Here is a 24579-nt window from a genome sequence, read left to right as displayed (position 1 = left end):
TCAGGAGTGTTCGCCCATCTTCCCGTGGCGGCCCGTGGTTTGTCCCAGATCTAGACCAGGTCGCGTAGTTCCTCGATGAGCTTGACGCGGTCGGCGGACGTCGCGCCCATGGGCACCACGTTGAGTACCGTCACCCCGGCCTCGCGGAAGGCGGCGACCCGTTCCTTCACGAACTCCCTGCTACCGATCAGCGAGATGTCCCGAACCAGTTCGTCGGGAACGACTTTCGCCGCACCATCCTTGTCGCCGGCCAGGTACAGCTCCTGAATCCGGTCGGCTTCGGCGCCGTAGCCGTACTTGGTCGCCACGTTGTGATAGAAGTTCTTGCCCTTGGCACCCATGCCGCCGATGTAGAGCGCGATGTGGGGCTTGATGAATTCGCGCATGCCCTCGACGTTGTCGCCGATGGCGAGCGCCGGCCCGGCGTAGATGTCCATGGGCGGCAGCGAGGCGTCCCGCTTGGCGTACCCGGCCTCCAAGGCGTCGCCCCAGACGTCCTTGGCCCGCTCCGGCATATAGAAGATGGGCTGCCAGCCCTCGGCGATCTCCGCGGCCAATTCCACGTTCTTCGGCCCGAGCGCGGCCAGCAACACCGGAATCCGTTCGCGTACAGGGTGGTTGATGAGCTTGAGTGACTTGCCCAGCCCCGTGCCCTGGCCCTCGGGCAGCGGGATGGTGTAGTGCTTGCCCTGGTATGCGAGTCGCTCACGGCGCCACACCTGGCGGCAGATTTCGACGACCTCGCGCGTACGCCCGATCGGGTTGTCATAGGGCACGCCGTGGAAGCCCTCGATCACCTGCGGGCCCGACGCGCCGAGGCCCAGGATGTACCGGCCTTCGGACACGTAGTCGAGGCCGGCGGCGGTCATGGCCGTCAGGGTCGGGGTGCGCGTGTAGAGCTGCAGGATGCCCGAGGCCAGTTCCACCCGCTCGGTGGCGGCGGCCAGATAGCCGAGAGCGCTGACGGCGTCGAAAGAGTACGCCTCCGGGACGAAAACGACGTCCAGGCCGGCCTTTTCGAGGTCGGCGACCTCGGCCACGACCTCCTTGAAGCCGCCGGCGTAGTTGATGCCCAGGCCGATCTTCATGCTCACTGCTCCTTCGCGGCGAGCGCTGCGATGGCTTCGGCTGCCTCAGCTTGGATTTGGGGGAACTGGGCGGCCATCGCCTCGGACAGCGCGGTGGCGCCGGACAGTGGCCGGACCATCACCATGAAGTCGTCGATCAGGCCTTCGTTGTTGACGTGGATGAAGTCGCAACCGGTGATCTTCTTGCCGCCAACCGTGGTCTCGAAAACCAATGCGTGGCTGCCCGTTTCAGGGTCGTTGATCTCACGGATGTAGCGGAAGTCCTCGAAGACCCGCAGCACGCCGCGCAGGATCGCGGCGGTGATGGGCTTGCCGGGATAGGGCTTGAAGGCGACGGGGCTGGTGAACACCACGTCGTCGGCCAAACAGGCGGCCATGGCCTCGGCGTCGGCGGCCTCGACGGCCTTGCGGAATGCCTGCATCGCATACCTCGCATAGTCAATTTGTTGATTAGGTATCGGTGACGCTAGCCGGACAAGCTCGGCATGTCTATATGTGACTAATCACTTTGTTGACTACTACACTCTCCTGCATGGCTCTGCGTGACGCCGTCTTGGCGGCCCTGCTCGACAGCGAGGCCTCGGGGTATGACCTGGCCAAGGGCTTTGACGCGTCCGTCGCCAACTTTTGGATGGCCACGCCACAGCAGCTGTACCGGGAACTGGACCGACTCGCGGCCGACGGTCTGATCGAGGCCCGCGTCGTCGAACAGGAGCGCCGGCCCAACAAGCGACTGTTCACCCTGACCGAAGCCGGGCGGGCCGCGGTGCACGCCTTCACCGAAGCGACGCCGAAGCCCTTGGCGATGCGTGACGACTTGCTGGTTCAGGTGTCCACCGTGGACAGCGGTAACGCCGCGGCGGTGTGCGCGGGCCTGCGAGACCGAATCCAGTGGTCCACCAATCAGCTCGAACTCTATGAACGCATTCGCAACCGAATCCTGGGCGGCCGCAGCGAGGTGGCGTTCCTGGCCGAGGCGGATCGGATCGGGCCCTATCTGACGTTGATGCGTGGCATCTCATTCGAGCAGGAGAACCTCCGGTGGGCGCGAGAGGCGCTCGAGGTGATCGAGCGGCGGCAGTCCCGGCGCTAGTCATGAGGCCACGGCAGTCCACCTGATGCGGTTCAGTGCCGCGCGCACGTGACTGTGGGTAGGTTGGTCTGCAGTCGGCAGGGGAGGAACGCATGCGGAGTCTGGTCAACTGCGGAGTGGCGGTGGCGGTGGCGGTGGCGGTGGCGGTGTTGGCCGCCGGCTGCGGCGGCGGGTCACCGCAGTCCGGCCCGGCGACGTCGTCGGCGAAGCCGGTGACCTCCACGGCACCCCCTCCGCCGGCGATCGTCGCTCCGGCGCAGTTGAAACCGGGCGCCTACCCGACCAAGGCGCACGAGCCCTACGGCGCTGCGGGTACCCCAGCAATCGGCGCGAGAGTCGAGTCGCAGCAGTTGGCCGGCTACGTGGTGGGACCGTGGGCGGTCGACGGCACACTCACCGATCCTTATCTGTCAACGTATTTCGTGATCGACGAGCCTGGCGGGTTGGCCCAGTTCGGACCCGAGAGCATCGCGACCGCCGCCGGCAGGCACAACTTCATCGATGGGTTCGCCTCTGCGCGGGAGTCTGCGACCAAGGCCGTCCTGATCAATGGCGTACTGCGTTTCGCCTCGCCGGCCGATGCCGCCGCCGCCGCCGGTGAGATGAATGCGGCGGCCCTCCAGCTCAAGATTCGCGGTGCCGAGCCGAAAACCGTTGCAATTCCCGACCATCCGGATGCGCTGGCGTCGACGTACGACATGGATTCCCGCGGCGCGAAGTTGACCACCGTGCGGTCGTTCACCACGCACGGCCCCTATGTCTTGATCCAGCTGGCCCAATCGACAGCAGGTGCTGATCCCGCCATGGCGTTGGTGGCCAAGACCATAGGCGCGCAGATCGGTGCGATCGATCCGTTCAAGCCGGCTGCCGACCTGGCGTCGGTGCCGGTCGATCCGACCGGACTCCTGGCGTTGACGTTGCTGACCGATTCGCCACGAAACTCCCAGAACGCCGTCTACTCCGGTACCGGGGCCTTGCACTTCCAGAGCAACCCGATCTCCTCGGCCAGAGTGTTCCAGGACAACGGCGTGACGGGGTTCGCGCGGGGGAAGACCAGCGTGTATCAGGCGAAGGACCCGGCGTCAGCGGTCAACGTGGCGAACGCCTTCGGTAAAGAGGTCTCGGTCGACGGCACCGAGACCGCCGATCCGGTGCCCGGGCTGACACTCAGCCGATGCATCTTGTTGGCCAACCCCAAGCAGTTCTATTGTGTCGCGCCCGCCGGCAACTACGCCATCGAGGCTCGCGGTGCCGAACTGAAGGATGCCCACGAACAGGTTGCCGCCCAGTACATCCTGTTGACGGCTAAGCCCTAGCCGACCCGTCCAGCGATCGGCCGGTGGCCGACTGCAGCAGACAGATGACGGTGCTGGGCAGTGGTGTGTGTCCCGTGCGGTCCATGTTCGAGTCGATCAGATAGGTGGACGTGTACCGGCTGCTCTGACCGGTGTACTGCGCCAGGCCTGCCGCGCACCGCTGGTCGGCGACACCGGCAATGGCGTCGTTGACCGCCACATTGGCGCGGAGGAAGACCTCGGCGATATGCGGTGCGGCGCAGTCCACCAGCGTCACCTCGACGACGCTGGGGTCGGTGGGCGGGGGCGTGTTCAGGCAATCGCCAACCTGCAGATCGACCCATTTGGCCTGCCGTGCATTCGGTTTGATCGGCACGATCGGCACCGGCGACGGTATCAGTGTCGCGGTGGTGGTCTCCGCGGGCGCTGCGGTGGGTGTGCTCGACGCCGGTGTCGCTGACGTGTTCGAACTACAGGCCGCCAGCAGCGACGCTGCCGCGACCTGCCACACCAGCCGACGTGGGCGAACGGTCATGGTGCGCATGATAAAGCTTCGGGGTGGCAATCACCTTGATGTTCAACGTGATTGCCACCCCGGGATCAGCTGCGGCCGGCAAAGATCACCCTGCCCGCCGGCCAGGACGGTCTGCAACACCCGGGCCAGCTCACCCGGCGGATCGGGAGGCAGGGCCTCGGCACGCCACGCGATGAAGGCGTCTGGCCTGACGAGCAGCGCACCCGAGGGTTGCAGGCCGGTCGCGGCGAGCCACGCAGCCCGGTCATCAGCTGAAATAGCTTGTACGACAACAGTGTCCGGGGCGGCCTTGGCCCACGTGCCGCTGCTGTCCGTGGTCAACAGGGTGAATCCGGTGCCGACGAGATCCAACGTGGAGACGCGTCCGCACTGCAGCCAGATGTGTGGAACCCGGGTGCCCGCCTGCCCGCGCAACTCGGTGACGAGGGCCGGGGATGCGCCGGCCGGGGCGGTGTCGGAGACGACGGCCGCGGACTGGTACTGGTAGCCCACCAGCAGGGCGAACATCGGTTGCTCTGCATCGGTTTCGAGGCGGGGATAGGAGCCGATGTCGAGAAGATCGAGTATCGGTCCGGTCAGGGATTGCCGGCTGCTGAAGGCCCCGACGGGATGGCGCTCGTCGTGATAGGTGGCGAGCAGTTCGGGACCGGCCTGGCCGTGTAGTACCGCAGCCAGTTTCCAAGCCAGGTTGTCGGCGCTCTGGACCGCGACGTTGGCCCCACCGGCCCGGAAGGGCGGCATCGCGTGGGCAGCGTCGCCGACGAAGAAAGTGCGCCCGCACGCGAACGAGTCGGCAACCCGTTGGTACGGCTGCCAGGGTGTGATGTCGATGATGTCGATGTCGATCGGCTCTCCGACCGCCGCCAGAATCAGGTCCCGGCAGTGTTGTTCGGTGAACTCGGCGGCCGACTGCCCGCGGTGTGGGAAGTAGGTGGTGATGAAGACGCACAGGTCGCCGTCCGCGGGCACGAAGATGCCGTCCACGTCAGCGTTTTTCACTTGGACGCTGGCGCCGTCACCGAGGTGTGGGACGAATCGTTGCCACGGGCCCCGGAAGTAGACGAACACCACGTAGATGGGCAGAGCATCGCGGCCGGAGGTACTGATGCCGAGGACGTCGCGAAGGTGGCTGTGCACACCGTCGGCGGCGACGAGGTAGTCACTGCGGATCGAGGTCGTCGCCCCGGAGTCGATGTCGCGCACCACGGAACTGACGCCGGTCGCATCTTGGTCGAGTGCTGCCAACTCGGTTCCGTACCGCACTTCGCCGCGATGATTCCTGATGTGGCGCACCAGGATTGGTTCCAGCCGACTCTGTGGGCAGTACTGGATGACAGGCTCGGGGCTCAGTCCGTCCAGCCCGGCGAAGATGGCGGCGATATCGATGGCAGGTAACTGCTCGGGGCTGTTCAGCGCTGGTTTGACCACCATGTCGGGGGTGGCGGCGCCGACGGCGTGCACCTCCTCGGCCAAGCCGAGCCCACGCAACACCTCCAAGGTGCGAAAACTCAGGTTCCGCGCTTTCGGATAGCGGAAGACTTCCCGCCGTTTCTCGATGACCAGGGATTCGACGCCGTGTTTGGCCAGCAGCGCGGCGGTGGCCAGTCCAGCTGCCCCGGCGCCGGCGATCAGTACGGGCGTGTGTTGGGTTGCCATCCGACCTCCCCACGTTGAATGGAACTAGGCAGTTCCATTCAACAGTGACACGGCGGGCCATCGTGCGCAAGCCCCGATTGTCAGCCCGGCGAAGCGGCGGCCAGGGGCAACACCACGTCGTCCAACACGCGGCGCACGTAGATGCGGTCGATGGGACGCCCGGAGATCATTCGCAGAATGTTGAGGCCGAGGACCGCGTCGGGCAGCAGCGTCAGGTCCCTGGTGGCTGAGATCTCGCCGCGGGCCACTGCGCGCTCCAGGACCGATCGCAGTACCTGGCGCGGCACGCTGAGCACCAGATCGTCGAGAGCCGCCGACAGGCCAGGGTCGTGCATCGCCGCCGTCGCCACGCCGACCACCACACGAAACATGTTGATTTCCTCGACGTTGTAGTCCGGAACCGCTGCCACCAGCGCGTCCAGGTCGCCGCGCAACGAGCCGGTATCGGGAGCCGGTGCCGGGCCGAGCGAGCGGCGCCAGTGCGCGATGGCCTGCGCGACCACCTCGCCCTTCGACGACCAGCGCCGGTAGATCGCCGCCTTGCCGACTCCGGCGCGGGCCGCGACGTCATCCATCGTCATCCGGTCGTAGCCCAGTTCGGTGACGACTGCCAGTGTCGCGTCGAGGATGGTGCCCTCGAGTGCCGGATTCCAGCGCCCGGCGGCACGCTTGGGCGTTCGACTGGCCGGCATGGGTGTGCTCCTCGCGTGTGTGGAACCAACTGGTTCCGCAACTGTAGAGCGCGTCCTCGGCTGTGTCAGTGATCTCTCAAGGCCCTGTCGGGCCGACATCGGCGGCCATCGCCGATACCATCGCCGTACCAGCGACCTCAGGAGGCCGGCATGCCCGAATACACCGTCGGTGACTACCTGCTGGACCGGCTGGCTGAACTCGGTGTCACCGAGATTTTCGGTGTGCCAGGTGATTTCAACCTGGAGTTGCTCGACCATGTGATCGCGCACCGGGATGTCCGGTGGGTCGGCAGTGCCAACGAACTCAACGCCGGCTACGCCGCCGACGGCTACGGCCGGCTGCGGGGCATGGCGGCGCTCATCACCACGTTCGGCGTCGGAGAGCTCTCCGCGGCCAACGCGATCGCAGGCAGCTACGCCGAGCACGTCCCGGTGGTGCACGTCGTCGGCACCCCGTCCATCGATGTCCAAGGTTCCCGCCGGGTGATCCACCACTCGCTCGGTGACGGCGACTTCGACCATTTCCTCCGCATGGCCCGCGAAATCACCTGCGCGCAAGCCAAACTCCTGCCGGCCACCGCTACCCGGGAGATCGACCGGGTGCTGTCCGAGGTGCACGAGCGCAAGCTGCCCGGCTACCTGATGCTGGCCACGGACGTCGCCCGGTTCCCGGTCGAACCCCCGACCGGGCCACTGCCGCGATACACCAGCGGCACCAGCCCGCGAGCCCTGTCGTTGTTCACCGCGGCTGCTGCCCGACTCATCGGCGACCACCAACTGACCGTGCTGGCCGACCTGCTGGTGCACCGGCTCGAAGCCGTCCCGCAACTCGAGGCGCTACTGGCGGCCGACGTCGTCCCACACGCCACCCTCATGTGGGGCAAGAGCCTGGTCGACGAGTCCGCCCCGGAATTCCTCGGCATCTACGCCGGTACCTCCAGCCAGGAGTCGGTCCGCCGGGCCATCGAAGACGCGCCGGTGCTGGTCACCGCTGGTGTGCAGTTCACCGACATGGTCAGCGCCTCGTTCACGCAACAGATCGATCCGGCCCGGACCATCGACGTCGGGCCCAACCAGAGCACCGTCGCCGGCGAAGTCTTTGCACCACTGGACATGTCGGCGGCACTCGAGGCGATCACCGGCATCCTGCAGTCGCGGCCCACCCGGTCACCGGCGGTGTCCCAGCCCAGGCCCGACGCGCCTGGCCCGGAGCTCGTGCCGGACCAGTTGCTCACCCAAAGAGCGTTGTGGGACAAGGTCTGCGGGGCGCTCACCCCGGGCAACGTCGTCTTGGCCGAGCAGGGCACGTCGTACTACGGCATGGCCCGCCACCGGCTGCCCAGCGGAGTGGCGTTCATCGGTCAGCCGCTGTGGGCGTCCATCGGCTATACGCTGCCGGCCGCGCTCGGTGCGGGATTGGCGGCGCGAGACCGTCGTCCCGTGTTGCTGATCGGCGACGGTGCCGCGCAGTTGACCATCCAGGAACTCGGCCAGTTCGGCCGCGAGGGGGTGCCCGCGGTGGTGATCCTCGTGAACAACGACGGCTACACCGTCGAACGGGCGATCCACGGTCCCACCGCGCCCTACAACGACATCGTGAGCTGGCGCTGGCGCGATATCCCGGCGGCGTTCGGCGTACGAAACTCGTTGTCCCATCGGGTGACAACCTGCGGCGAGTTGGACGCCGCGTTGGCCGATGCCACAGCGCATCCCGACGATCTCGTCTTCATCGAAGCCGTGGTGACCGCAGAGGATGTGCCGCCGCTGCTGGAGGAATTGGCCGCGGCGATCGCCAAAGCGAACGAAACTACTTAGGGCCCACGTAGGCGTCGGCCCAGGCACCGATGATGCGCCCCGCCCGCTTGGCCTGCCCGGGCCCGGTGAGCAGGTGTTCGGTGCCCTCCAACGACACGAAGCTGCGCGGGTGGCGGGCGGTCCGGAAGATCTCGCTCGCATTCTCGATGCCCACCGTGTTGTCGGTGGGTGAGTGCATGATGAGCAGCGGCAGGTGTAGTTCCTTGATCTTGGCGTGCAGCTTGGCCGCGCGGACGTCCTCCACGAAGTCGCGCTTGAGGGTCAGCTCGCGCCCGCCGACCATCCACTGCGCGCTGCCGTTCGCCAGCACGCAGTCGAGGATGTCGTCGTACTGCTTTTCCACATGCGACGGATCGATGGGGGCTCCGACGGTGACGACCGCCCGGACCCCGGGCGCCTGCCGTGCCCCCGCCAGGACCGAGGCCCCGCCGAACGAGTGGCCCACCAACAACGCCGACGGCGTGCCGCGCTCGGTCATGAACTTGCACGCCTCGATGACGTCATTGGTCTTGTGAGTGAAGGAGCCGTCGCCCCAGTGGCCCTCGGAGTCGCCCAGGCCGATGGCGTCGAAGCGGAGCATCCCGATGCCGTCGGAGGCCAGCTGCTTGCAGATGCGTGCCGCGGCGGGGGAGTCCTTGCCGAGGGTGAAGCCGTGCGAGAACACGCCCCACCCGCGCGGGGTGCCCTCGGGTAGGTCGATGATGCCGGCGAGCATGGGGCCGGTGGAACTCTGGAACTTGACGCGTTCAGCCACGCGAAGGGTTTACCACGTGCGGCAAGCCGGACGTGGCCGATTCTTTGCTGGTGGCCATCGGTAAGGTGGAGGTTTCACGGGAAACGCGACCTGCGGGTCGTAGCGGTCAGTGACGCCTGCGCCCCGTATGTAGTCCTGAGATCCGGAGCAGAGTCGTGACCCTGAACACCATCGCCTTCGAACTGGTTCCGCCCAATATTGAGCGTGGCCCCCAGTTTGCGGTCGACGAGGCGCACAAGGTGCTGCTCACCGCTGCGGCCGTCGGCCTCGAGGGCCGCATCCGGCACGTGATGATCCCCGGGATGATCGAGGAGGACGGCGACCGTCCCATCGAGATGAAGCCGAAGATGGATGTCCTCGACTTCTGGCAATTGATGAAGCCCGAGCTGCCGGGCATGCGCGGACTGTGCACCCAGGTGACGTCGTTCCTCGACGAGGACGCCCTGTCGAGGCGGCTCAAGGTTCTGCAGGACGCAGAATTCGACGGCATCGCTTTCGTCGGGGTCCCGCGCACCATGAGCGATGGCGAGGGAGCCGGCGTGGCCCCGACCGACGCGTTGACGATCTACCGCGATCAGGTCCCCAACCGCGGCGTCATCCTGATCCCGACCCGTGACGGCGAGCACGGGCGCTTCAACTTCAAGTGCGACAAGGGCGCCACCTACGGCATGACCCAGTTGCTCTACTCCGATGCGATCGTGGGCTTCCTGAAGGAGTTCGCCGCAACCACCGAGCATCGCCCCGAGATCCTGCTGTCGTTCGGCTTCGTACCGAAGATGGAGTCGAAGGTCGGCCTGATCAATTGGCTGATCCAGGACGCCGGGAATCCGTTGGTCGCCGCCGAGCAGGAGTTCGTGGCGCGGCTGGCCGGCGAGGAGCCGGCGGCCAAGCGTGCGCTGATGCTCGACCTGTACAAGCGCGTCATCGACGGCGTCGGTGAGCTCGGCTTTCCGCTGAGCATCCACCTGGAAGCCGCGTACGGGGTGTCCAAGCCGGCGTTCGAGACCTTTGCCGAGATGCTCGCTTACTGGGCGCCGGATCGGGCCTGAGTTTCGCACCGACGTCGCCCGCGCCGGCGGGATTCGCCGGGCTCTTGCTCACCCCGTGATGTCGCGGCCGATCAGTTGGCGGGCGATGACCCACTGCAGCACCTCGTTGGCGCCCTCGAAAATCTCCAGGATTTTGGCGTCGCGGTAGATCTCTTCGAGCCGGTAGCTCTCGCCGGTCGCCGATACGCGCCGGGCGAACCCATAGCCGCCATGGATTTGAAGGGCATCGCGGGCGAGATCGTTGGCCAGGCGGGTGGCGTAGGACTTCGCCATCGACGCTTCCGGCTCGCCGGACCGATCGCCGCGGTCGAGGCGGACGGCCGCCTTCTGGTACATCGAGCGCGCGGCTTCGAGCTCGGTGGCCCTCTCGGCCAACTTGTACTGCCAGTACTGCATCTCGCCGAGCTTGCGGCCGAACAGTTCTCGGCTCCGAAGCCGGGCCACCGCCAGATCGAGGGCGATCTGCGCGACACCGACCCCGGCCGCCGCGATGCCGAGGCGCCCCGCGGCCAACGACGCCAACGCCGTGGCCAGACCCCGGCCGGGCTCGCCGAGTGCGTGGTCTGACGGTACCGCGACGTTGTCGAAAACGATGTCGGCGGTGATCTGGCCGCGGTGGCCCATCTTCAGATCCGGTTCACCCACGTGGACGCCGGGGCTGTGCATGTCGACCAGCAGCATGGTCGCGTTGCCGGTGTCGCCGTCGCGGCACAGGACGCAAACCCAGTCGGCCACAGTCGAATTGGTGATCCAGCGTTTGCGTCCGTTGACGGTGAATCCAGTTGGCGTTCGGGTGGCGACGGTTTTCAGCGCAGTCGGCGTCAGATCGCTCGATGCGTCGGGTTCGGTTGTCGCGAAGGCGAAGACGGCGTCGCCGCTGATGAGGCCAGGGAGCACCTGTTCGCGGATGTGGGGCTGGGCGAACGAGAGCGCGCGGGCATTGAGGATGCACTGACCGTCGTACACGCCGGCCAAACTTGAGCTCTCGTAGGCGATTTCCTCGGTGACGATGCACGTCGCCAGCATCGGGTGCTGCAGGCCCGCGCCGAACGGCTGCTCGAACGGCACCGCGAAACAACCGGCGCCGGCAAGGCCCTTGAACGCGCTCCAGGGGAACGAGTCGACGGACTCCTCACGCTGCGCGATCTCGCGCGCCACCGGCGCCAGGTGCGTCGCAACCGCGTCGCGCGCCATCGCGCGGACGTGCTGCACGTCGTCGGGCAGGAACACGTCATGCCACATGCGATCGGCGGTCCTGGTTATGGAGTCGGTGTCCATGCGCATCCTCCTGCGAGTTGTTGCGGCAGAGCGTAGGCAAATCCGGCTAAACTAGTCAACACTGACTAGTTTATGATTCGATGATGACGCAACCCCGACGTGCGCAACGCCGCGGCATCGCGGTGCAGGAGCGCATCCTGGACGCCGCCGTCCGTGCGCTCGTCGAGCACGGCTACGCCGGGACCTCGACGCTGCGCATCCAGGAGATGGCCGAGGTCAGTCGGGGCAGCCTGTTGCACCAATTTCCTTCGCGGGACGCGCTACTCGTGGCGGCCGTCCAACACCTTGCCGAAGCGCGATTCAACGAAATGAGTACGCGGACGGCGTGGCCGGACGATCCGCACGAGCGCATTCGCGCGGCCGTGACGTCGATGTGGTCGACCTATCAGCAGGACTACTTCTGGGCGGCGACCGAGTTGTGGCTGGCCGCACGGCACAACCCCGAACTTCGGACCAGCCTCGAGCAGCAGGAACGCGTGCTCTACAAGCAGGTGCGCACGGTGACCGACGCCATGTTCGGCGCGCCGCTCAATCAACATCCGGACTACGCCCGCGTCCGGGAAACGCTCAACACCAGCATGCGTGGCGTCGCCCTGACCTACGCCTTCGATCGCCGCAACGCGTTGCGGGACCCGCATCTCCAGGACTGGGTCGCCCTCGCAGCCAAGGTGCTGGTGGGCGAGTAGACCGCCTATCCTGGGACCAGTGTCCGACCAACAGCAGCGCGAACTGCGTGATCGTCTGGATGGTCTGACCATCCGAGACGCCGCGCGGCTGGGCCGTCGGCTGAAGAACCTCCGCGGCGACAACCCGGAGAAGATCGCCGAACAGATCGCGGCGGCCGAAGGTGTCATCGCGAGCCGCCTCGCGGCCGTACCCACCATCACCTATCCCGATCTGCCGGTGACCGACCGCCGCGCCGAGATCGCCCAGGCCATCAGGGACAACCAAGTGGTGATCGTCGCCGGCGAGACCGGGTCCGGGAAAACGACGCAGCTGCCCAAGATCTGCCTGGAACTCGGCCGCGGTATTCGTGGCACCATCGGCCACACCCAGCCACGGCGGTTGGCAGCGCGGACGGTGGCACAACGCATCGCCGACGAAACGGGCACCGCGCTGGGCGGCGCCATCGGCTATACGGTGCGGTTCACCGATCAGGCCAGCGACTCCACCCTGGTCAAACTGATGACCGACGGCATTCTGCTCGCCGAGATTCAGCGGGACCGCCGGCTGCTGCGGTACGACACCCTGATCCTCGACGAGGCGCACGAACGCAGCCTCAACATCGACTTCCTGCTCGGGTATCTGCGCGAGTTGTTGCCGCGGCGCCCCGATCTGAAGGTCATCGTCACATCGGCGACCATCGAGCCGGAGCGGTTCGCCAAACACTTCGGCGGAGTCGAACATGGGCGCAGTTTCGACGCCCCGATCGTCGAAGTGTCGGGCCGCACCTATCCGGTTGAAATCCGGTACCGGCCTTTGGAAGTCCCCGTCGTGGCGGACGACACGGACGATCCCGACGACCCGGATCACGAAATCGTGCGCACCGAGACGCGGGACCAGACCGAGGCCATCGTCGACGCGGTGCGCGAACTGGAAGCCGAACCGGCCGGCGACGTGCTGGTGTTCCTGTCCGGCGAACGCGAAATCCGCGACACCGCAGAGGCATTGCGTGACGCGCTATCCGGCGACACGTTCCCGACGGAGATCCTGCCGCTGTACGCCCGGCTGCCCACCGCCGACCAGCAGAAGGTCTTCAACGCCAAACCTGGGGGCCCGCGCCGGATTGTGCTGGCAACCAATGTCGCCGAGACATCCCTGACCGTGCCGGGCATCCGGTACGTCGTCGACCCGGGCACCGCGCGCATCTCGCGGTACAGCCGGCGCACCAAGGTGCAGCGGCTGCCGATCGAACCGATCTCGCAGGCGTCGGCGGCGCAGCGGTCGGGCCGGTCGGGACGTACCGCGCCCGGTGTGTGTATCAGGTTGTACTCGGAAGAGGATTTCGCGGCGCGGCCGCGCTACACCGATCCGGAAATCCTGCGCACCAACCTCGGCGCGGTCATCCTGCAGATGGCAGCCCTGGGACTGGGTGACATGGAGGGGCCCGCGGCGTTTCCATTTTTAGATCCGCCGGACGCGCGCAGCATCCGCGACGGCATCCAATTGCTCCAGGAACTGGGCGCTTTCGATGCCAAGGGCGCCATCACCGACGTCGGACGTCGGTTGGCCCGGCTGCCGTTGGACCCGCGCGTCGGCCGGATGATCCTGCAGGCCGACACCGAAGGCTGCGTGCGCGAAGTTCTGATCCTGGCTGCCGCACTGTCGATCCCCGATCCTCGGGAGCGGCCGTCGGACCGGGAAGAGGCCGCCCGGCAGAAGCACGCGCGATTCGCAGACGAACATTCGGACTTCGTGTCCTACCTGAACCTGTGGAACTACCTGCGTGAGCAGCGGAACCAGTTGTCCGGCAGTGCCTTCCGCCGGATGTGCCGCGACGAGTTCCTGCACTATCTCCGGATTCGGGAATGGCAGGACCTGGTTGGCCAATTGCGCAGCATCGCCGCGGATCTCGGCATCCGCGAGTCGGGCGACGACGCCGATGCGCTGCGTGTCCACACCGCACTGGCCGCGGGTCTGCTGTCGCACATCGGCTTGCGCGAGGGCGAGACGCGCGACTATCAGGGCGCCCGGAACTCGAGGTTCGTGCTGGCGCCGGGTTCGGTGCTGACCAAGAAGCCGCCGCGGTGGATCGTCGTCGCCGATCTGGTGGAGACCAGCCGGCTGTTCGGCCGCATCGCCGCCCGCATCGAACCCGAGACCGTTGAGCGGGTCGCCGGAGATCTGTTGCAGCGCACCTTCAGTGAGCCGCACTGGGATGCCCGCCGCGGCGCCGTCATGGCGTTCGAACGGGTGACGCTCTATGGCTTGCCGCTGGTGCCACGCCGGCGGGTCGGGTACGCACAGGTTGACCCCGTGGTCGCGCGTGAGCTGTTCATCCGACACGCGTTGGTCGAGGGCGACTGGCAGACCCGGCACCACTTCTTCCGGGACAACACCCGACTGCGGGCCGAACTGGAAGAGCTGGAAGAGCGCGCGCGGCGCCGCGACCTCCTCGCCGGCGACGACGAGGTCTACGCCTTCTACGACCAGCGGGTACCCGAAAGTGCGGTGTCGGCACGGCATTTCGACGCCTGGTGGAAAAAGCAGCGGCACATGATGCCGGACCTGCTGACCATGACGCGCGACGACCTGCTGCGCACGGACACCGACACTGATCAGCCCGACACCTGGCAGACCGGTGACCTGTCCCTGCCGTTGAGCTACCGGTTCGAGCCCGGCGCCGCCGATGACGGTGTGACAGTGCACGTTCCGGTCGAGGTGCTGGCCAGGCTCGGCGGCGACGGATTCGCGTGGCAGGTACCCGCGCTGCGCGAGGAGCTGGTCACGGCGCTGATCAAGTCCCTGCCCAAGGAGCTGCGTCGCAATTTCGTGCCCGCACCCGATACGGCGCGGGCGGTGTTGCCGGATCTCGATCCCGGAGACGGCTCGCTACTGGAGGAGCTGCAGCGTGAACTACGCAGGCGCAGCGGCATTCTGGTACCGATCGATACCTTCGACCTGAGCAAGATTCCGGACCACCTGCGGGTCACCTTCGCGGTCGAGAAAGGCGGGGCCGAGGTGGCGCGCGGCAAGGACCTGGGCGCGCTGCACGACAAGCTGGCCGGCTCCGTACGCCAGGCGGTCGCCGGAGCGGTCGCGGGCGATCTGCAGCGCACCGCCATGTTGGCCTGGCCCGATGACCTCGCGGAGCTGCCCCGCACCGTGGAGAGTTCGTCCGGTGGTCACACCGTGCGTGGATTCCCGGCGTTCGTGGATACCGGTGCAGCGGTAGATATCCGGGTGTTCCCGACAGTGGCGGAGCAGGCCGCGGCCATGGGGCCGGGGCTGCGGCGGTTGCTGAGGCTCGCTGCGCCGTCACCGGTCAAGGCTGCCGAGCGCGGGCTCAATCCCCGGGCGCGCCTCGCGCTGTCGACCAATCCGGACGGCAGCTTGGCGGCGCTGCTCGAAGACTGCGCCGACGCCGCGGTGCGGGTGTTGGCGCCCAAGCCTGTGTGGACCGCTGCTGAATTCGGGTCATTGCGGGCCGCTGTCGCGGCCAAGCTGGTACCGACGACACTCGACGTGGTCGGCCGCGTCGAGCGCGTGCTGACCGCGGCACATGCGGCACAGGTTGCGTTGCCCGACAGGCCTTCTGCGCTCCAGGCCGATGCGGTCGCTGACATTCGCGCGCAGTTGGGCCGCCTGTTGCCTGTCGGGTTCGTCGCAACGACGGGGGTGGCCCACTTGGCCGACCTGACCCGATACCTGACCGCGGTAGGCCGACGTTTAGAGCGACTGCCCCAAGCACTTGCCGCCGACCGCGAACGAATGGACCGCGTCCATGCCGTCGAAGACGCGTACGACGAACTACGGCAGGCGCTTTCACCGCTGCGCTGCCAAGGTGAAGACGTCCGGGACATCGCCCGGCAGATCGAGGAGCTGCGCGTCAGCCTCTGGGCCCAGCAGCTGGGTACCCCGCGGCCGGTCAGCGAGCAACGAATCTACCGGGCCATCGACGCCATCATCCCGTGATTTGTGCACGAATCGCTCAGGACGGAGAGGTGGGGGCGTCGGCGATCTTCACCAGCTGGACTTCGGGACGGTCCGGTACCTGATCCGTCAGGAACCAGCGGAACGCCAGGTTGCCCTGCGGATAGTCCAGCGTGGTAAGCGAATTCGGGTGCGCGTTGGTACCCCGAGACAGCACGACGGTGACGGTGCCATCCGAGTTGGGCACCGCACTGTAGCCGTTGAGTGAGCTGCGGGCGTCGCTGGCGCCCGGCGTGGCCATGAACTGGTTCCACACCACCAGGTTCCAGAAGCGACAGGCCGGCGGACGGTGCGTGATGACCAGAGCTTCGTCGTCGGCCAGGACGAAGCTGCCATAGGAATAGCATGCGTCGCGTGCCGACCAGCCGAAGTTGGCGTCCGGCACCTGGTAGGGCGCGGCGAATTCGTTGGCCAGATGGGCGGTTTCATGTCCGAGGCTGGCCTCATCGACCGCCCGGGTGCCGACCGGCATCGGCATGATGGCGAACAGTGTGCGGATCCAGGTGGCGCTGGACCGTAGCGCGGCAGCGGTCGCGGCGTCACTGTGCCGGAACGGTTCTGGTGGATCTAGCGCCTCGATGTGCCAGGTGACAGGACGTCCCGTTGTCGGGTCGGCCTGGTAGTCGCGGGTCAGGAAGACGGCCGCCTCGGGCAGGGGGCCGAGCTCGAAGGAGAAGTTGCCGTCGGCATCGAATTCGATGTCGGTGTCGCGGATTATCGCCACGACGTGGTTGGACCAGGCTCCGGGGGAGGGCTCGTTGTACGCGGTCAGCGAGAGATAGACACTGTCGCCCTTGTTGCCGAAGATCCGGTATTTGCGCTCCGGGTCGACCGGACACATGTGGTAGTACGCGTCGGTGTTGTCGCCGCCCCAGCGGCGGTCGTGCCGCGTCGGGGTGTTGACCGCGACGAACTGTGGCCGCCCCGGCTCCGGGAACAGGTAGCAGTCCAGGGCCACGCCGAGTCCGGTCGCGAGCATCCGGTAACCGTCCGCGATCTGCCTGTCGTCGGTGACCGCACGGGGGCCCTCCAGGAAGGACTTGTCGAGGTCTCGGAGAGTGTCGAGGAGTTCCCGCCATGCGGCAGCGGATTCGGTCATGCGCCAATACCTTTCAGAATCATTGTGGTGTTGCGGTCGATCCAGTCGTCGTCGGGGGTATCGCTGCGGGTGAGGGCGGCGAGCAAGGCGATGCCGGTGATGGTCTCGGTGAGGTCGGCGGCGGTGACGCCGGAACGGAGTTCGCCGCGTGCGGCAGCGGCATCGAGGCGGGCGTGTAACTCGGGGCCCAGTGCGTCGGCGAAGCGTTCGAGGAGGGCGCTGTGCAGGGTGGCGTCAGCGGTCATCTCGCCAAGCAGTCCCGGCAGTGCGGCGCGGGCCGCCGGGGTGCTGAGGACCGCGATGGTGCCGCGGACCATCGCCCGCACGTCGCCGGCCAGTGATCCGGTGTCCGGCAGGTCCGTGGCGATGCCGGCCGGGAACACGGCCTCGTGGACCAAGTGAGCCTTGCTCGGCCAGCGCCGGTAGATCGCCGGCTTGCTGGTGCCGGCCTGCTGGGCGATGGCGTCCACCGACAGTGCGGCATAACCGACCTCGCCGAGCAGTTCGGCGGTGGCGGCCAGGGCTGCGTTGTCGATGCGCGAATCACGGGGGCGTCCAAGTTCTTTCACCATTACGAAACTCATAGTAACATAATTAGTGTGACTGACACCACAGACGTTGTGCGGCTCGACGACCTGGCCGCTCCCACCTTCACGGCCGAGGCGCAGCAGCTCCGCGACATGATGGCGATGATGGCGGCGGACTGTCCCCTCGACGCGGACGCGCTGCACGCCAAGGCAAGCGCCGACACGGGTCTCGATGACTTCGGTGCCGACGACTACCGGGAACGCCTGGACGTGCTGCTGGGCGCGCTGCGGCAGATCGACGGTTTCAACGGCCCCGGCGTCGTCAACTTCTACGGCCAGCTGCTGCAGCTCTTGAAGAACCGGCTGCTGCTCACTGATTTGTTGAAGCGGCATCCCGAGATTCAAGACATCGAATTGCTGCCGCCAGTCGTGATTGTCGGGTTGCCCCGCACCGGGACAACTCACCTGCACAATCTGCTGGCTGCCGCCGGGACCTTCCGGACGCTGCCATATTGGGAGGCGGTGGAGCCGTTCCCCCTGCCATCCGAGGTCGGCGTGGAGCCGGACCCCCGGCGGACCCGGATGGATGTCGCGGTCAACGTGATGAACATCGTCATCCCGCATTTTCCGCTGATGCACGAGATGACCACCGACCATGTGCACGAGGAAATCCAGTTGCTGGCCAACGACTTCTCCACGATGTACTTCGAGACGTTGGCGGACGTGCCGGCGTGGCGTGACTACTACGAGTCGCACGATCAGACGCCGCATTACCGGCACATGGTGACCCAGCTCAAAGCCTTGCAGTTCCTGCGCGGCGGCCGCCGCTGGTTGCTCAAGTCGCCACAGCATCTCGAACAGCTACCGGTGCTGAACGCCGAATTGCCCGGCGTGGTCGGTGTTTTCACGCACCGCGATCCGGTTCCGGTGGTGCTTTCGATGATCGCGATGATCACCTACTCGGCACGCATGCACCGCAGCCCGGTTCCGGTCGAGCACATCGCGGCCTACTGGGTGCAGCGGCTGGAGCACATGCTCGCCGGACTGGTCCGTGATCGCGAGATCATCGGCCGGGATCGGTCCATCGACATCCGCTTCGACGACTTCATGGCCGACGATCTCGGCACGGCGGAGAGCGTGTTCGCCCTTGCGGAGGAACCGCTTTCGGACACTGAGCGCAGTGCGATGGCGGACTATCTGGCCGGCCACCAGCGCGGCCGGCTGGGCCGGGTGGAGACGTCGTGCGCGATGTTCGGACTCGACCCGGACGACCTGAAAGCCCGTTTTGCGCCCTACACGCGGCGGTTCTTGAGCTAGGGCTGCTCCATGGTCGCCGGGTCGGCCAACGGCACCACGAGATGTGACGCGTGCACGCCCCCTTGGGAAAGCCGGTAGGTTCCGCCTGCCAGCGCCGTCCGCTGCGGTCGGGTCGGCACCAGATGCGGGAAGTCGTAGGTCGTCAGCGTCAGCCGCAACCGGTGGCCCGGGGCGAGGAGCGCGGCCGTGGGGAAAACCTCGATGTCGTAGCGGGTCAGCTCGCCGGGCACGACGGGCTCGGCCGCCGATTTGGTGCTGAGGTGCTGCGGCCGGAGCGCGGCGCCGTCGGGCAACAGCCAGCTGGCCTCGGGATCGAGCGCCCGGTGCGAACCGAGTAGCGCCCCTTGCGTCAGCGGACGACTGATGCCCTCCAGGGAGAGGTCGTCGAGGTGTGCGACCCATAGGGTTTCACTGCGGTCGGCGGTGGCGAAGATGGTCAGCCCGACGGGCCCGGCCAGCAACTGCGCGGTGGCGAACGCCTCGCTGGTGTAGGTCAGCGCGTCGCGCTGCAGCCGGGTGTTGTCCTGGTCGTACCGGACGCTGCGGCCCGTCTGCGAGACCATGAAACTGCCCATGCCGAGGCTCCACTGCTCCAGGCTGCGCCCGGAAACCGGTCCGCGAGACAGGTATTGCAGCGTGGCGGTCGACTCCTGCGCGGACGGCGTGGTATGCAGGCCGCCGCCCAGGCCGAGATAGAGGCGGGTCGGCGTGGCTTCGGGGAACGGATAGGCATTGGTGCGGAACCACTTTGAACTCCCGATGGCCTGGAAGCGCACGGGCTGACCGGTGACGGACGCGGTCTCATCGTCTTTGAGCCAACGGTTGAACCAGCGCAACTGCAGAGCTTGCAGATGCTGCCCGTCGAGATCCGAGACGTGGTACCAGGGGCCGGCCATCAGCTGGAACTTGTCGGAGACGGGCTGGTCGGCCGTCATGGCAGCGCCGGCGGGACGGCCGGCGAAGGTGTTCTGCAGCGCGGCGTAGTTCAGTGGCGCACCCCGCTGGAACGCGTCATGCCATCCGGCCACCAGAAACACCGCGATGCCGTTCTCGACGATCTTCGGCAGCACGTCGGCCGGACGCATGGTGTCCCAGAACGCGCCGTCAAAGGCGGTGTCACCGCCGGCCATCGCGTCTTTGATCAGGCCCTTGAAGTAGCTGCGCTGATCACGGCCGCGTTGCCGCACGGCGGAAATGCCGCCGGCTCTTGGCCTTTCATGACCGCCGCGATGTGCGAACTCCAGTGCCGGGTTGACCACGTTCAGCAGCGAGTACGTGGCCCCATAGGCGCGCACCGTACGCATATGCGGGACGCCGCCCATGGTGACGACGTCGCGATAGAAGTCGTTGGCTGCCATCGCCGGGAAGATCGCCTTCAGCGGCGAGCCAGGGCCCACCGCAGCCGCCGTCATGAGTTGGTTGATGGCCAGGTAGGAAATCCCGAACATGCCGACGCGGCCATTCGAATTGGGCAGGGAAGCAGCCCAATTCACCAGGTCGACGCCGTCCTGAACCTGCTCGGACCCCAGCATTGCGAAGGAACCGCCCGACACGCCGGTGCCCCGCACGTCGACCATTACCTCGATGTAGCCACGACGGATCAGATACGGCGTTGCGCCGCCGCCGATCTGGGCGGCCGGTGGGGGCGCCTTCTTGCCGTAGGGCGTCATCGACAGCAGCACGGGGAAGGGACCGGTGGCGGGCTCGCCGGTCGCGAGGTCGGTCGGGTAATGGATATCGACCCGCAGCGAGATGCCGTCGCTCATCGGTACGGCCACGTTGTGGTGGACACCGACGCCGTACTGCGCAGGCGGGGCTTCCCAGGGCGGCAGTAGTGGCGATGGGCTGGTCTTTCGCGTGCGGGCGGCGGCCCAACCCGCTATCGCCTTGATCCGTGCGCCCATCCCTGGTGTCTCGACATTCGTCTCCACGCCTCGACCGTACGCCGAACCCGAAAGAAGTTATTGCTTCGTGACGGAAACGTGTCTGGGTGCTCGGCGGTGTTCCCAGGGTTGGTCCGTAGCATCCGATCAGTGACCAGTAGTCCGTGTGAAAGAACTGACGAGGCCAAGGGCGTCGGCTGCATCTCGCGCCGGCGCATGCTGAGAATGGCTGCGGCAGCACCGGTTCTGGTCGGCATGCCTGCTGTGGTGTCCTCGCTCACCGCGCCGATGGCGAAGGCGGCCGGCCTCTCGGGTGCCGTCGTGTTCCTCGACCCCGGTCACAACGGGGCCAATGACGCGTCGATCACCAAGCAGGTGCCCACCGGCCGGGGCGGTACCAAGGATTGCCAGACCAGTGGAACGTCCACGGCTGCGGGTTTCCCCGAACACTCGTTCACCTGGAACGTGGTGCTGCTGATGCAGCAGCAATTGGCGAATGCCGGGGTTCAGGTGCACCTGTCCCGCAGCAACGACAATGCCTTGGGGCCGTGTGTCGATCAGCGGGCGGAAATGGCGAATTCCCTGCGACCGAATGCGGTCGTCTCGGTCCACGCCGACGGCGGCCCTGCCGGCGGCCACGGTTTTCACGTCAACTACTCGGCGCCACCGTTGAATCAGGTCCAGGCCGGGCCATCGGTGAAGTTCGCCCAGATCATGCGCGACCGGATGGTGGCAGCGGGGCTGACACCGGCGACCTACATCGGTAGCAACGGCCTCTACGGCCGGGCCGACCTGACGGGCCTGAACCTCGCTCAGTACCCGTCGATTCTGGTCGAGTGCGGCAACATGAAGAACGCGCAGGAGGCCGCCGCGATGGCCACCATGGAGGGGTGGCAGACCTACGCGAATGCCATCTGCCAGGGCATCGCCGCGTTCATCCAGGGCAGCTAGAGCTCGGCCAGCGCGATCCCGGTGACGCCCGGGCCCAGTCGCGCCAGCTCGCGGTCGGTCCCGCCGGCGAGATCGACCACCCGGATGCCGCCGGAGCGCAGTTCGCTCACGTAGTACGTCGTGTACTCGGGCGTGGCCAGGCCGATTGCTTCCTGATACCCGCGGGACAGGATCGTGTGCGCCCCGACCACGGGCCGGACCTGACCGCGATTGAGCGTGTTGCCGTCCGGCTCGGCGCCGCGGTCCGTCCAGACCAGGTTCCCGGAATTGTCCAGATCGAGGTCGATGGGCTCGGGCAGGTCCTGCCACAGCAGCTCGATGTCATGGCGGTCGGCGGCCGTCTGCCCAGACGGAATTTCGGTGCCGCACCGGAAGATTCGGCCCTGGCCGCCATCGGGCGCGCCCTTCTGTGTCCAATAGACCAGCTTGTTGACCGGGTCGACGGCGATGCCTACGCAGTGATTGCGCGGATCCTGCTCGTCGGTACCCGCCACCACCAGCGTCTCGAGGCGGGAACCGTCCAACCGGCACCGCAGCACCTGCATGCCTTCGCGGTCGCACCAGTAGAGCAACCCCGCGTCGAAATCTGCGGTCAGCTGCTTGCCCGTGGTGAACGCACCCCGCGGGACGATGGTCCGTCGGTCCGATCCGTCCAGATTCACGCGCTCCAGCGATCCGTTGCGGGTGAAGAACGTCGAGAAGGCACCGCGTCCGGAGTCCGGGTCGGGCGTCCCCATGTTGGTCCAGTAGATATGGCCTTCAGCCTGGTCGACGACGATCCCGTCGGGCGTCTCGTCGACGTCGGTCACCAGCGTCCGCACGCGAGAACCGTCGAGGGACACAGCAAGGATCTCGCGCTTGGCGATGTGCAGCACCAGCAGTTCGGTCACGACGCTCCCCGTTCGGACGGCTCGACGCAGACGCTACTGAAATGTTTTTCCGGCGGCTAGCGTTGCTTCGACCCGTGAAATCATTGGAGGCTGACTGTGCACATTGATCTGACCGGCAAAACCGCACTGGTCACCGGGTCCACTCAAGGCATCGGACTGGCCATCGCCGAGGGGCTGGGTGCCAGCGGTGCGCGCGTGGCCGTGAACGGGCGCAGCGAGGAACGCGTGCAGGCGGCCGTCGCCGAGCTGGCCGGCAAGGGCATAGCCAACGTCATCGGCGTCGCCGCGGACGTCACCACCGCCGAAGGCGTATCGCAACTCACACAACAACTTCCGGATGTCGACATCCTTGTGAACAATCTCGGCATCTTCGGATCGGTCCCGGCCCGGGAGATCACCGACGAGCAGTGGCGCACCTACTTCGAGGTGAACGTGCTGTCGGCCGTACGGCTTATTCGTACCTATCTGCCCGGGATGACCGAACGTGGCTGGGGCCGCATGATCCAGATCGCCAGTGACTCGGCGATCGTCATTCCGGAAGAGATGATCCACTACGGCACGTCGAAGACCGCGCTGCTGGCGGTGACCCGCGGCTTCGCCAAGGACGCGGCCGGTACGGGCGTGACGGTGAACTCGGTGATCGCCGGGCCGACCCACACGGGAGGTGTCGAAGACTTCGTCTATCAGCTGGTCGACAAGAACTTGCCGTGGGACGAGGCGCAGCGGGAGTTCATGATCAAGTACCGACCACAATCGTTGCTGCGCAGACTGATTGAGCCCGAGGAGATCGCGAACATGGTGGTCTATCTCAGTTCGCCACAGTCCTCGGCAACCACCGGCGCCGCGGTGCGCGCCGACGGTGGCTACGTCGACTCGATCCTGCCCTGACTTGCGCAAGCGCATCGTCATCGCCGGGCTGGGGGACAGCGGCATCCTCGCCGCTGTCCGCCTGGCGCCGCACGCGGACGTCGTCGGCATCTCGGTCAAGGACGGCCTGGTCAGCGGTCAGGAACTCGGCATGCGCATCTCGCGGCCGGACGCCTGGGCGCGGGACTATTTCATCGGTTACCGACGGTTTCGTGGCCTGGATCGCGTGCGAATCATGCACGGCGCCTTGACGAGTGCCGACCTCGATGCCCGCACCGTCACTGTCGTGACGGCCGACGGAACCGAGACCGCCGAGCCATTCGATGTGCTGGTGATCTCGACCGGAACCACCAATGGATTCTGGCGCCGGCCGACGCTGCAGACGGCAGATGACGTCGCCGCGGATTTGAAGGACACCCACGAGCGGCTGGCCGGTGCACAGCGCATCGCCGTGGTGGGCGGCGGCGCCACCGCGGTGAGCAGCGCCGGGAACTTAGCCCGCACCTGGCCGGACAAGGTGATCGACTTGTATTTTCCCGGTGCCCGGATACTTCCGGGATATCACGTGGGAACTCAGGTACGCGTCGCGCAGCGGCTGGCGGAGTTGGGCGTCCGGCAGCACCTCGGCCACCGCGCGATCCTGCCTCCCGGCGGTGACGAGATAACGACCGGCCCAATCGAATTCAGCACCGGGCAACCGGACGCTGTAGTCGATGCGGCGCTGTGGGCGGTCGGGCGTGTGCAGCCGAACACCGGATGGCTGCCGCCCGAGATACTCGACGCCGACGGCTTCGTCCGGGTCACGCCGGCACTGACGGTGCCCGGGTACCCGGCTGTCTTCGCGGTCGGCGACGTTGCGGCCACTGATCCGCTGCGGACATCAGCACGTAACGGTGGTGGCGCACTCGTGGCCCGAAACATCTTGGCGCAGATGAAGTCTCGGAAGTTGCGCCGCTACCGGCCGCCGGCTGTGCGTTGGGGTTCGGTGCTCGGCCCGCAGCCCGACGGGCTGGAGGTGTTCACCCCGTGGGGGCAGGCGGTCCGGTTCCCGGCGTGGACGGTCGACCGGGTGCTGCAGCGGTTCGTCGTGCGCCGCCAGCTGTACCGGGGTGTGCGGGATTGACGGCCGGGGCCTAC

Annotated in this window: 21 protein-coding genes; 10 read left to right on the top strand and 11 right to left on the bottom strand. The window is 66.8% G+C overall.

What is annotated here, in order from left to right:
- Positions 1-50: 50 nt before the first annotated feature.
- Together AC3WTE_RS26380 and AC3WTE_RS26375 are read right to left on the bottom strand one after the other, a co-directional pair.
- Positions 51-1088: an LLM class F420-dependent oxidoreductase gene (locus tag AC3WTE_RS26380; protein ID WP_492442305.1), complete on the bottom strand. Its 1038-nt coding sequence runs from the start codon at positions 1086-1088 to the stop codon at positions 51-53.
- Between the two features lie 2 nt (positions 1089-1090).
- Entirely contained in the window at positions 1091-1510 is a 420-nt protein-coding gene (locus AC3WTE_RS26375) for a nuclear transport factor 2 family protein (RefSeq protein ID WP_492442303.1), read from the bottom strand.
- A gap of 110 nt (positions 1511-1620) precedes the next feature.
- Here AC3WTE_RS26375 and AC3WTE_RS26370 point away from each other — a divergent pair, with 110 nt between their 5' ends.
- Complete coding sequence (locus AC3WTE_RS26370; RefSeq protein WP_492442301.1) at positions 1621-2181, top strand: PadR family transcriptional regulator; 561 nt, start codon at positions 1621-1623, stop codon at positions 2179-2181.
- Positions 2182-2273: 92 nt separating this feature from the next.
- Positions 2274-3497, top strand: coding sequence for a DUF7373 family lipoprotein (locus tag AC3WTE_RS26365; protein WP_492442300.1), 1224 nt, complete (start codon positions 2274-2276; stop codon positions 3495-3497).
- On the opposite strand, the gene AC3WTE_RS26360 is transcribed toward AC3WTE_RS26365, so the two are convergent.
- The 3 genes from AC3WTE_RS26360 to AC3WTE_RS26350 form a co-directional block, all read right to left on the bottom strand.
- Positions 3487-4011, bottom strand: a complete 525-nt coding sequence (locus AC3WTE_RS26360; RefSeq protein ID WP_492442298.1) for a hypothetical protein — start codon at positions 4009-4011, stop codon at positions 3487-3489. The genes AC3WTE_RS26365 and AC3WTE_RS26360 overlap by 11 nt on opposite strands.
- 42 nt (positions 4012-4053) lie before the next feature.
- Positions 4054-5667, bottom strand: a complete 1614-nt coding sequence (locus AC3WTE_RS26355) for an FAD-dependent monooxygenase (RefSeq protein WP_492442296.1) — start codon at positions 5665-5667, stop codon at positions 4054-4056.
- A gap of 80 nt (positions 5668-5747) precedes the next feature.
- Positions 5748-6359 (bottom strand): TetR/AcrR family transcriptional regulator, encoded by a 612-nt coding sequence (locus AC3WTE_RS26350; protein WP_492442294.1) that lies wholly within the window; start codon positions 6357-6359, stop codon positions 5748-5750.
- Positions 6360-6509: 150 nt separating this feature from the next.
- Between AC3WTE_RS26350 and AC3WTE_RS26345 the strand changes: the two genes are divergently transcribed.
- Positions 6510-8174 carry an alpha-keto acid decarboxylase family protein gene (locus AC3WTE_RS26345; protein WP_492442292.1) on the top strand — a complete coding sequence of 555 codons (1665 nt, stop codon included), beginning with the start codon at positions 6510-6512 and terminating at the stop codon, positions 8172-8174.
- Here the strand turns inward: AC3WTE_RS26345 and AC3WTE_RS26340 are convergent.
- Positions 8167-8928 carry an alpha/beta hydrolase family protein gene (locus AC3WTE_RS26340; RefSeq protein WP_492442291.1) on the bottom strand — a complete coding sequence of 254 codons (762 nt, stop codon included), beginning with the start codon at positions 8926-8928 and terminating at the stop codon, positions 8167-8169. The genes AC3WTE_RS26345 and AC3WTE_RS26340 overlap by 8 nt on opposite strands.
- 155 nt (positions 8929-9083) lie before the next feature.
- On the opposite strand from AC3WTE_RS26340, the gene AC3WTE_RS26335 reads away from it, so the two are divergent.
- Positions 9084-9977, top strand: coding sequence for a mycobacterial-type methylenetetrahydrofolate reductase (locus AC3WTE_RS26335; RefSeq protein WP_492442289.1), 894 nt, complete (start codon positions 9084-9086; stop codon positions 9975-9977).
- 48 nt (positions 9978-10025) lie between these two features.
- On the opposite strand, the gene AC3WTE_RS26330 is transcribed toward AC3WTE_RS26335, so the two are convergent.
- Positions 10026-11255 (bottom strand): acyl-CoA dehydrogenase family protein, encoded by a 1230-nt coding sequence (locus AC3WTE_RS26330; RefSeq protein ID WP_492442287.1) that lies wholly within the window; start codon positions 11253-11255, stop codon positions 10026-10028.
- Between the two features lie 83 nt (positions 11256-11338).
- On the opposite strand from AC3WTE_RS26330, the gene AC3WTE_RS26325 reads away from it, so the two are divergent.
- A complete protein-coding gene (locus AC3WTE_RS26325) occupies positions 11339-11941 on the top strand; it encodes a TetR/AcrR family transcriptional regulator (RefSeq protein WP_492442285.1) in 603 nt (200 codons plus the stop codon).
- A gap of 19 nt (positions 11942-11960) precedes the next feature.
- The gene (gene hrpA, locus AC3WTE_RS26320) at positions 11961-15890 is read left to right on the top strand and encodes an ATP-dependent RNA helicase HrpA (RefSeq protein WP_492442283.1); all 3930 of its coding nucleotides are present in this window, start codon (positions 11961-11963) and stop codon (positions 15888-15890) included.
- A gap of 16 nt (positions 15891-15906) precedes the next feature.
- Here hrpA and AC3WTE_RS26315 read toward each other — a convergent pair whose 3' ends face one another.
- Together AC3WTE_RS26315 and AC3WTE_RS26310 are read right to left on the bottom strand one after the other, a co-directional pair.
- The gene (locus AC3WTE_RS26315; protein WP_492442281.1) at positions 15907-17007 is read right to left on the bottom strand and encodes a DUF1214 domain-containing protein; all 1101 of its coding nucleotides are present in this window, start codon (positions 17005-17007) and stop codon (positions 15907-15909) included.
- The gene (locus AC3WTE_RS26310; RefSeq protein WP_492442404.1) at positions 17004-17579 is read right to left on the bottom strand and encodes a TetR/AcrR family transcriptional regulator; all 576 of its coding nucleotides are present in this window, start codon (positions 17577-17579) and stop codon (positions 17004-17006) included. The genes AC3WTE_RS26315 and AC3WTE_RS26310 overlap by 4 nt, the downstream gene beginning before the upstream one ends.
- Positions 17580-17687: 108 nt before the next feature.
- Between AC3WTE_RS26310 and AC3WTE_RS26305 the strand changes: the two genes are divergently transcribed.
- Positions 17688-18851 (top strand): sulfotransferase family protein, encoded by a 1164-nt coding sequence (locus tag AC3WTE_RS26305; protein ID WP_492442402.1) that lies wholly within the window; start codon positions 17688-17690, stop codon positions 18849-18851.
- On the opposite strand, the gene AC3WTE_RS26300 is transcribed toward AC3WTE_RS26305, so the two are convergent.
- Positions 18848-20617: a CocE/NonD family hydrolase gene (locus tag AC3WTE_RS26300; protein ID WP_492442400.1), complete on the bottom strand. Its 1770-nt coding sequence runs from the start codon at positions 20615-20617 to the stop codon at positions 18848-18850. The genes AC3WTE_RS26305 and AC3WTE_RS26300 overlap by 4 nt on opposite strands.
- Before the next feature lie 333 nt (positions 20618-20950).
- Between AC3WTE_RS26300 and AC3WTE_RS26295 the strand changes: the two genes are divergently transcribed.
- A complete protein-coding gene (locus AC3WTE_RS26295; RefSeq protein ID WP_492442398.1) occupies positions 20951-21685 on the top strand; it encodes an Rv3717 family N-acetylmuramoyl-L-alanine amidase in 735 nt (244 codons plus the stop codon).
- Here AC3WTE_RS26295 and AC3WTE_RS26290 read toward each other — a convergent pair.
- On the bottom strand, positions 21682-22575 hold the full coding sequence (locus AC3WTE_RS26290; protein WP_492442279.1) for a hypothetical protein: 894 nt from the start codon (positions 22573-22575) through the stop codon (positions 21682-21684). The genes AC3WTE_RS26295 and AC3WTE_RS26290 overlap by 4 nt on opposite strands.
- A gap of 96 nt (positions 22576-22671) precedes the next feature.
- On the opposite strand from AC3WTE_RS26290, the gene AC3WTE_RS26285 reads away from it, so the two are divergent.
- Together AC3WTE_RS26285 and AC3WTE_RS26280 are read left to right on the top strand one after the other, a co-directional pair.
- Positions 22672-23463, top strand: coding sequence for an SDR family NAD(P)-dependent oxidoreductase (locus AC3WTE_RS26285; RefSeq protein WP_459367557.1), 792 nt, complete (start codon positions 22672-22674; stop codon positions 23461-23463).
- Position 23464: 1 nt separating this feature from the next.
- Positions 23465-24565: an FAD-dependent oxidoreductase gene (locus AC3WTE_RS26280; protein ID WP_492442277.1), complete on the top strand. Its 1101-nt coding sequence runs from the start codon at positions 23465-23467 to the stop codon at positions 24563-24565.
- The last annotated feature ends 14 nt before the right edge of the window (positions 24566-24579 follow it).

The organism is Mycobacterium sp. FW102-FHT13B02, from assembly GCF_058790275.1.
This window is presented reverse-complemented; position numbering and strand designations above follow the sequence as displayed.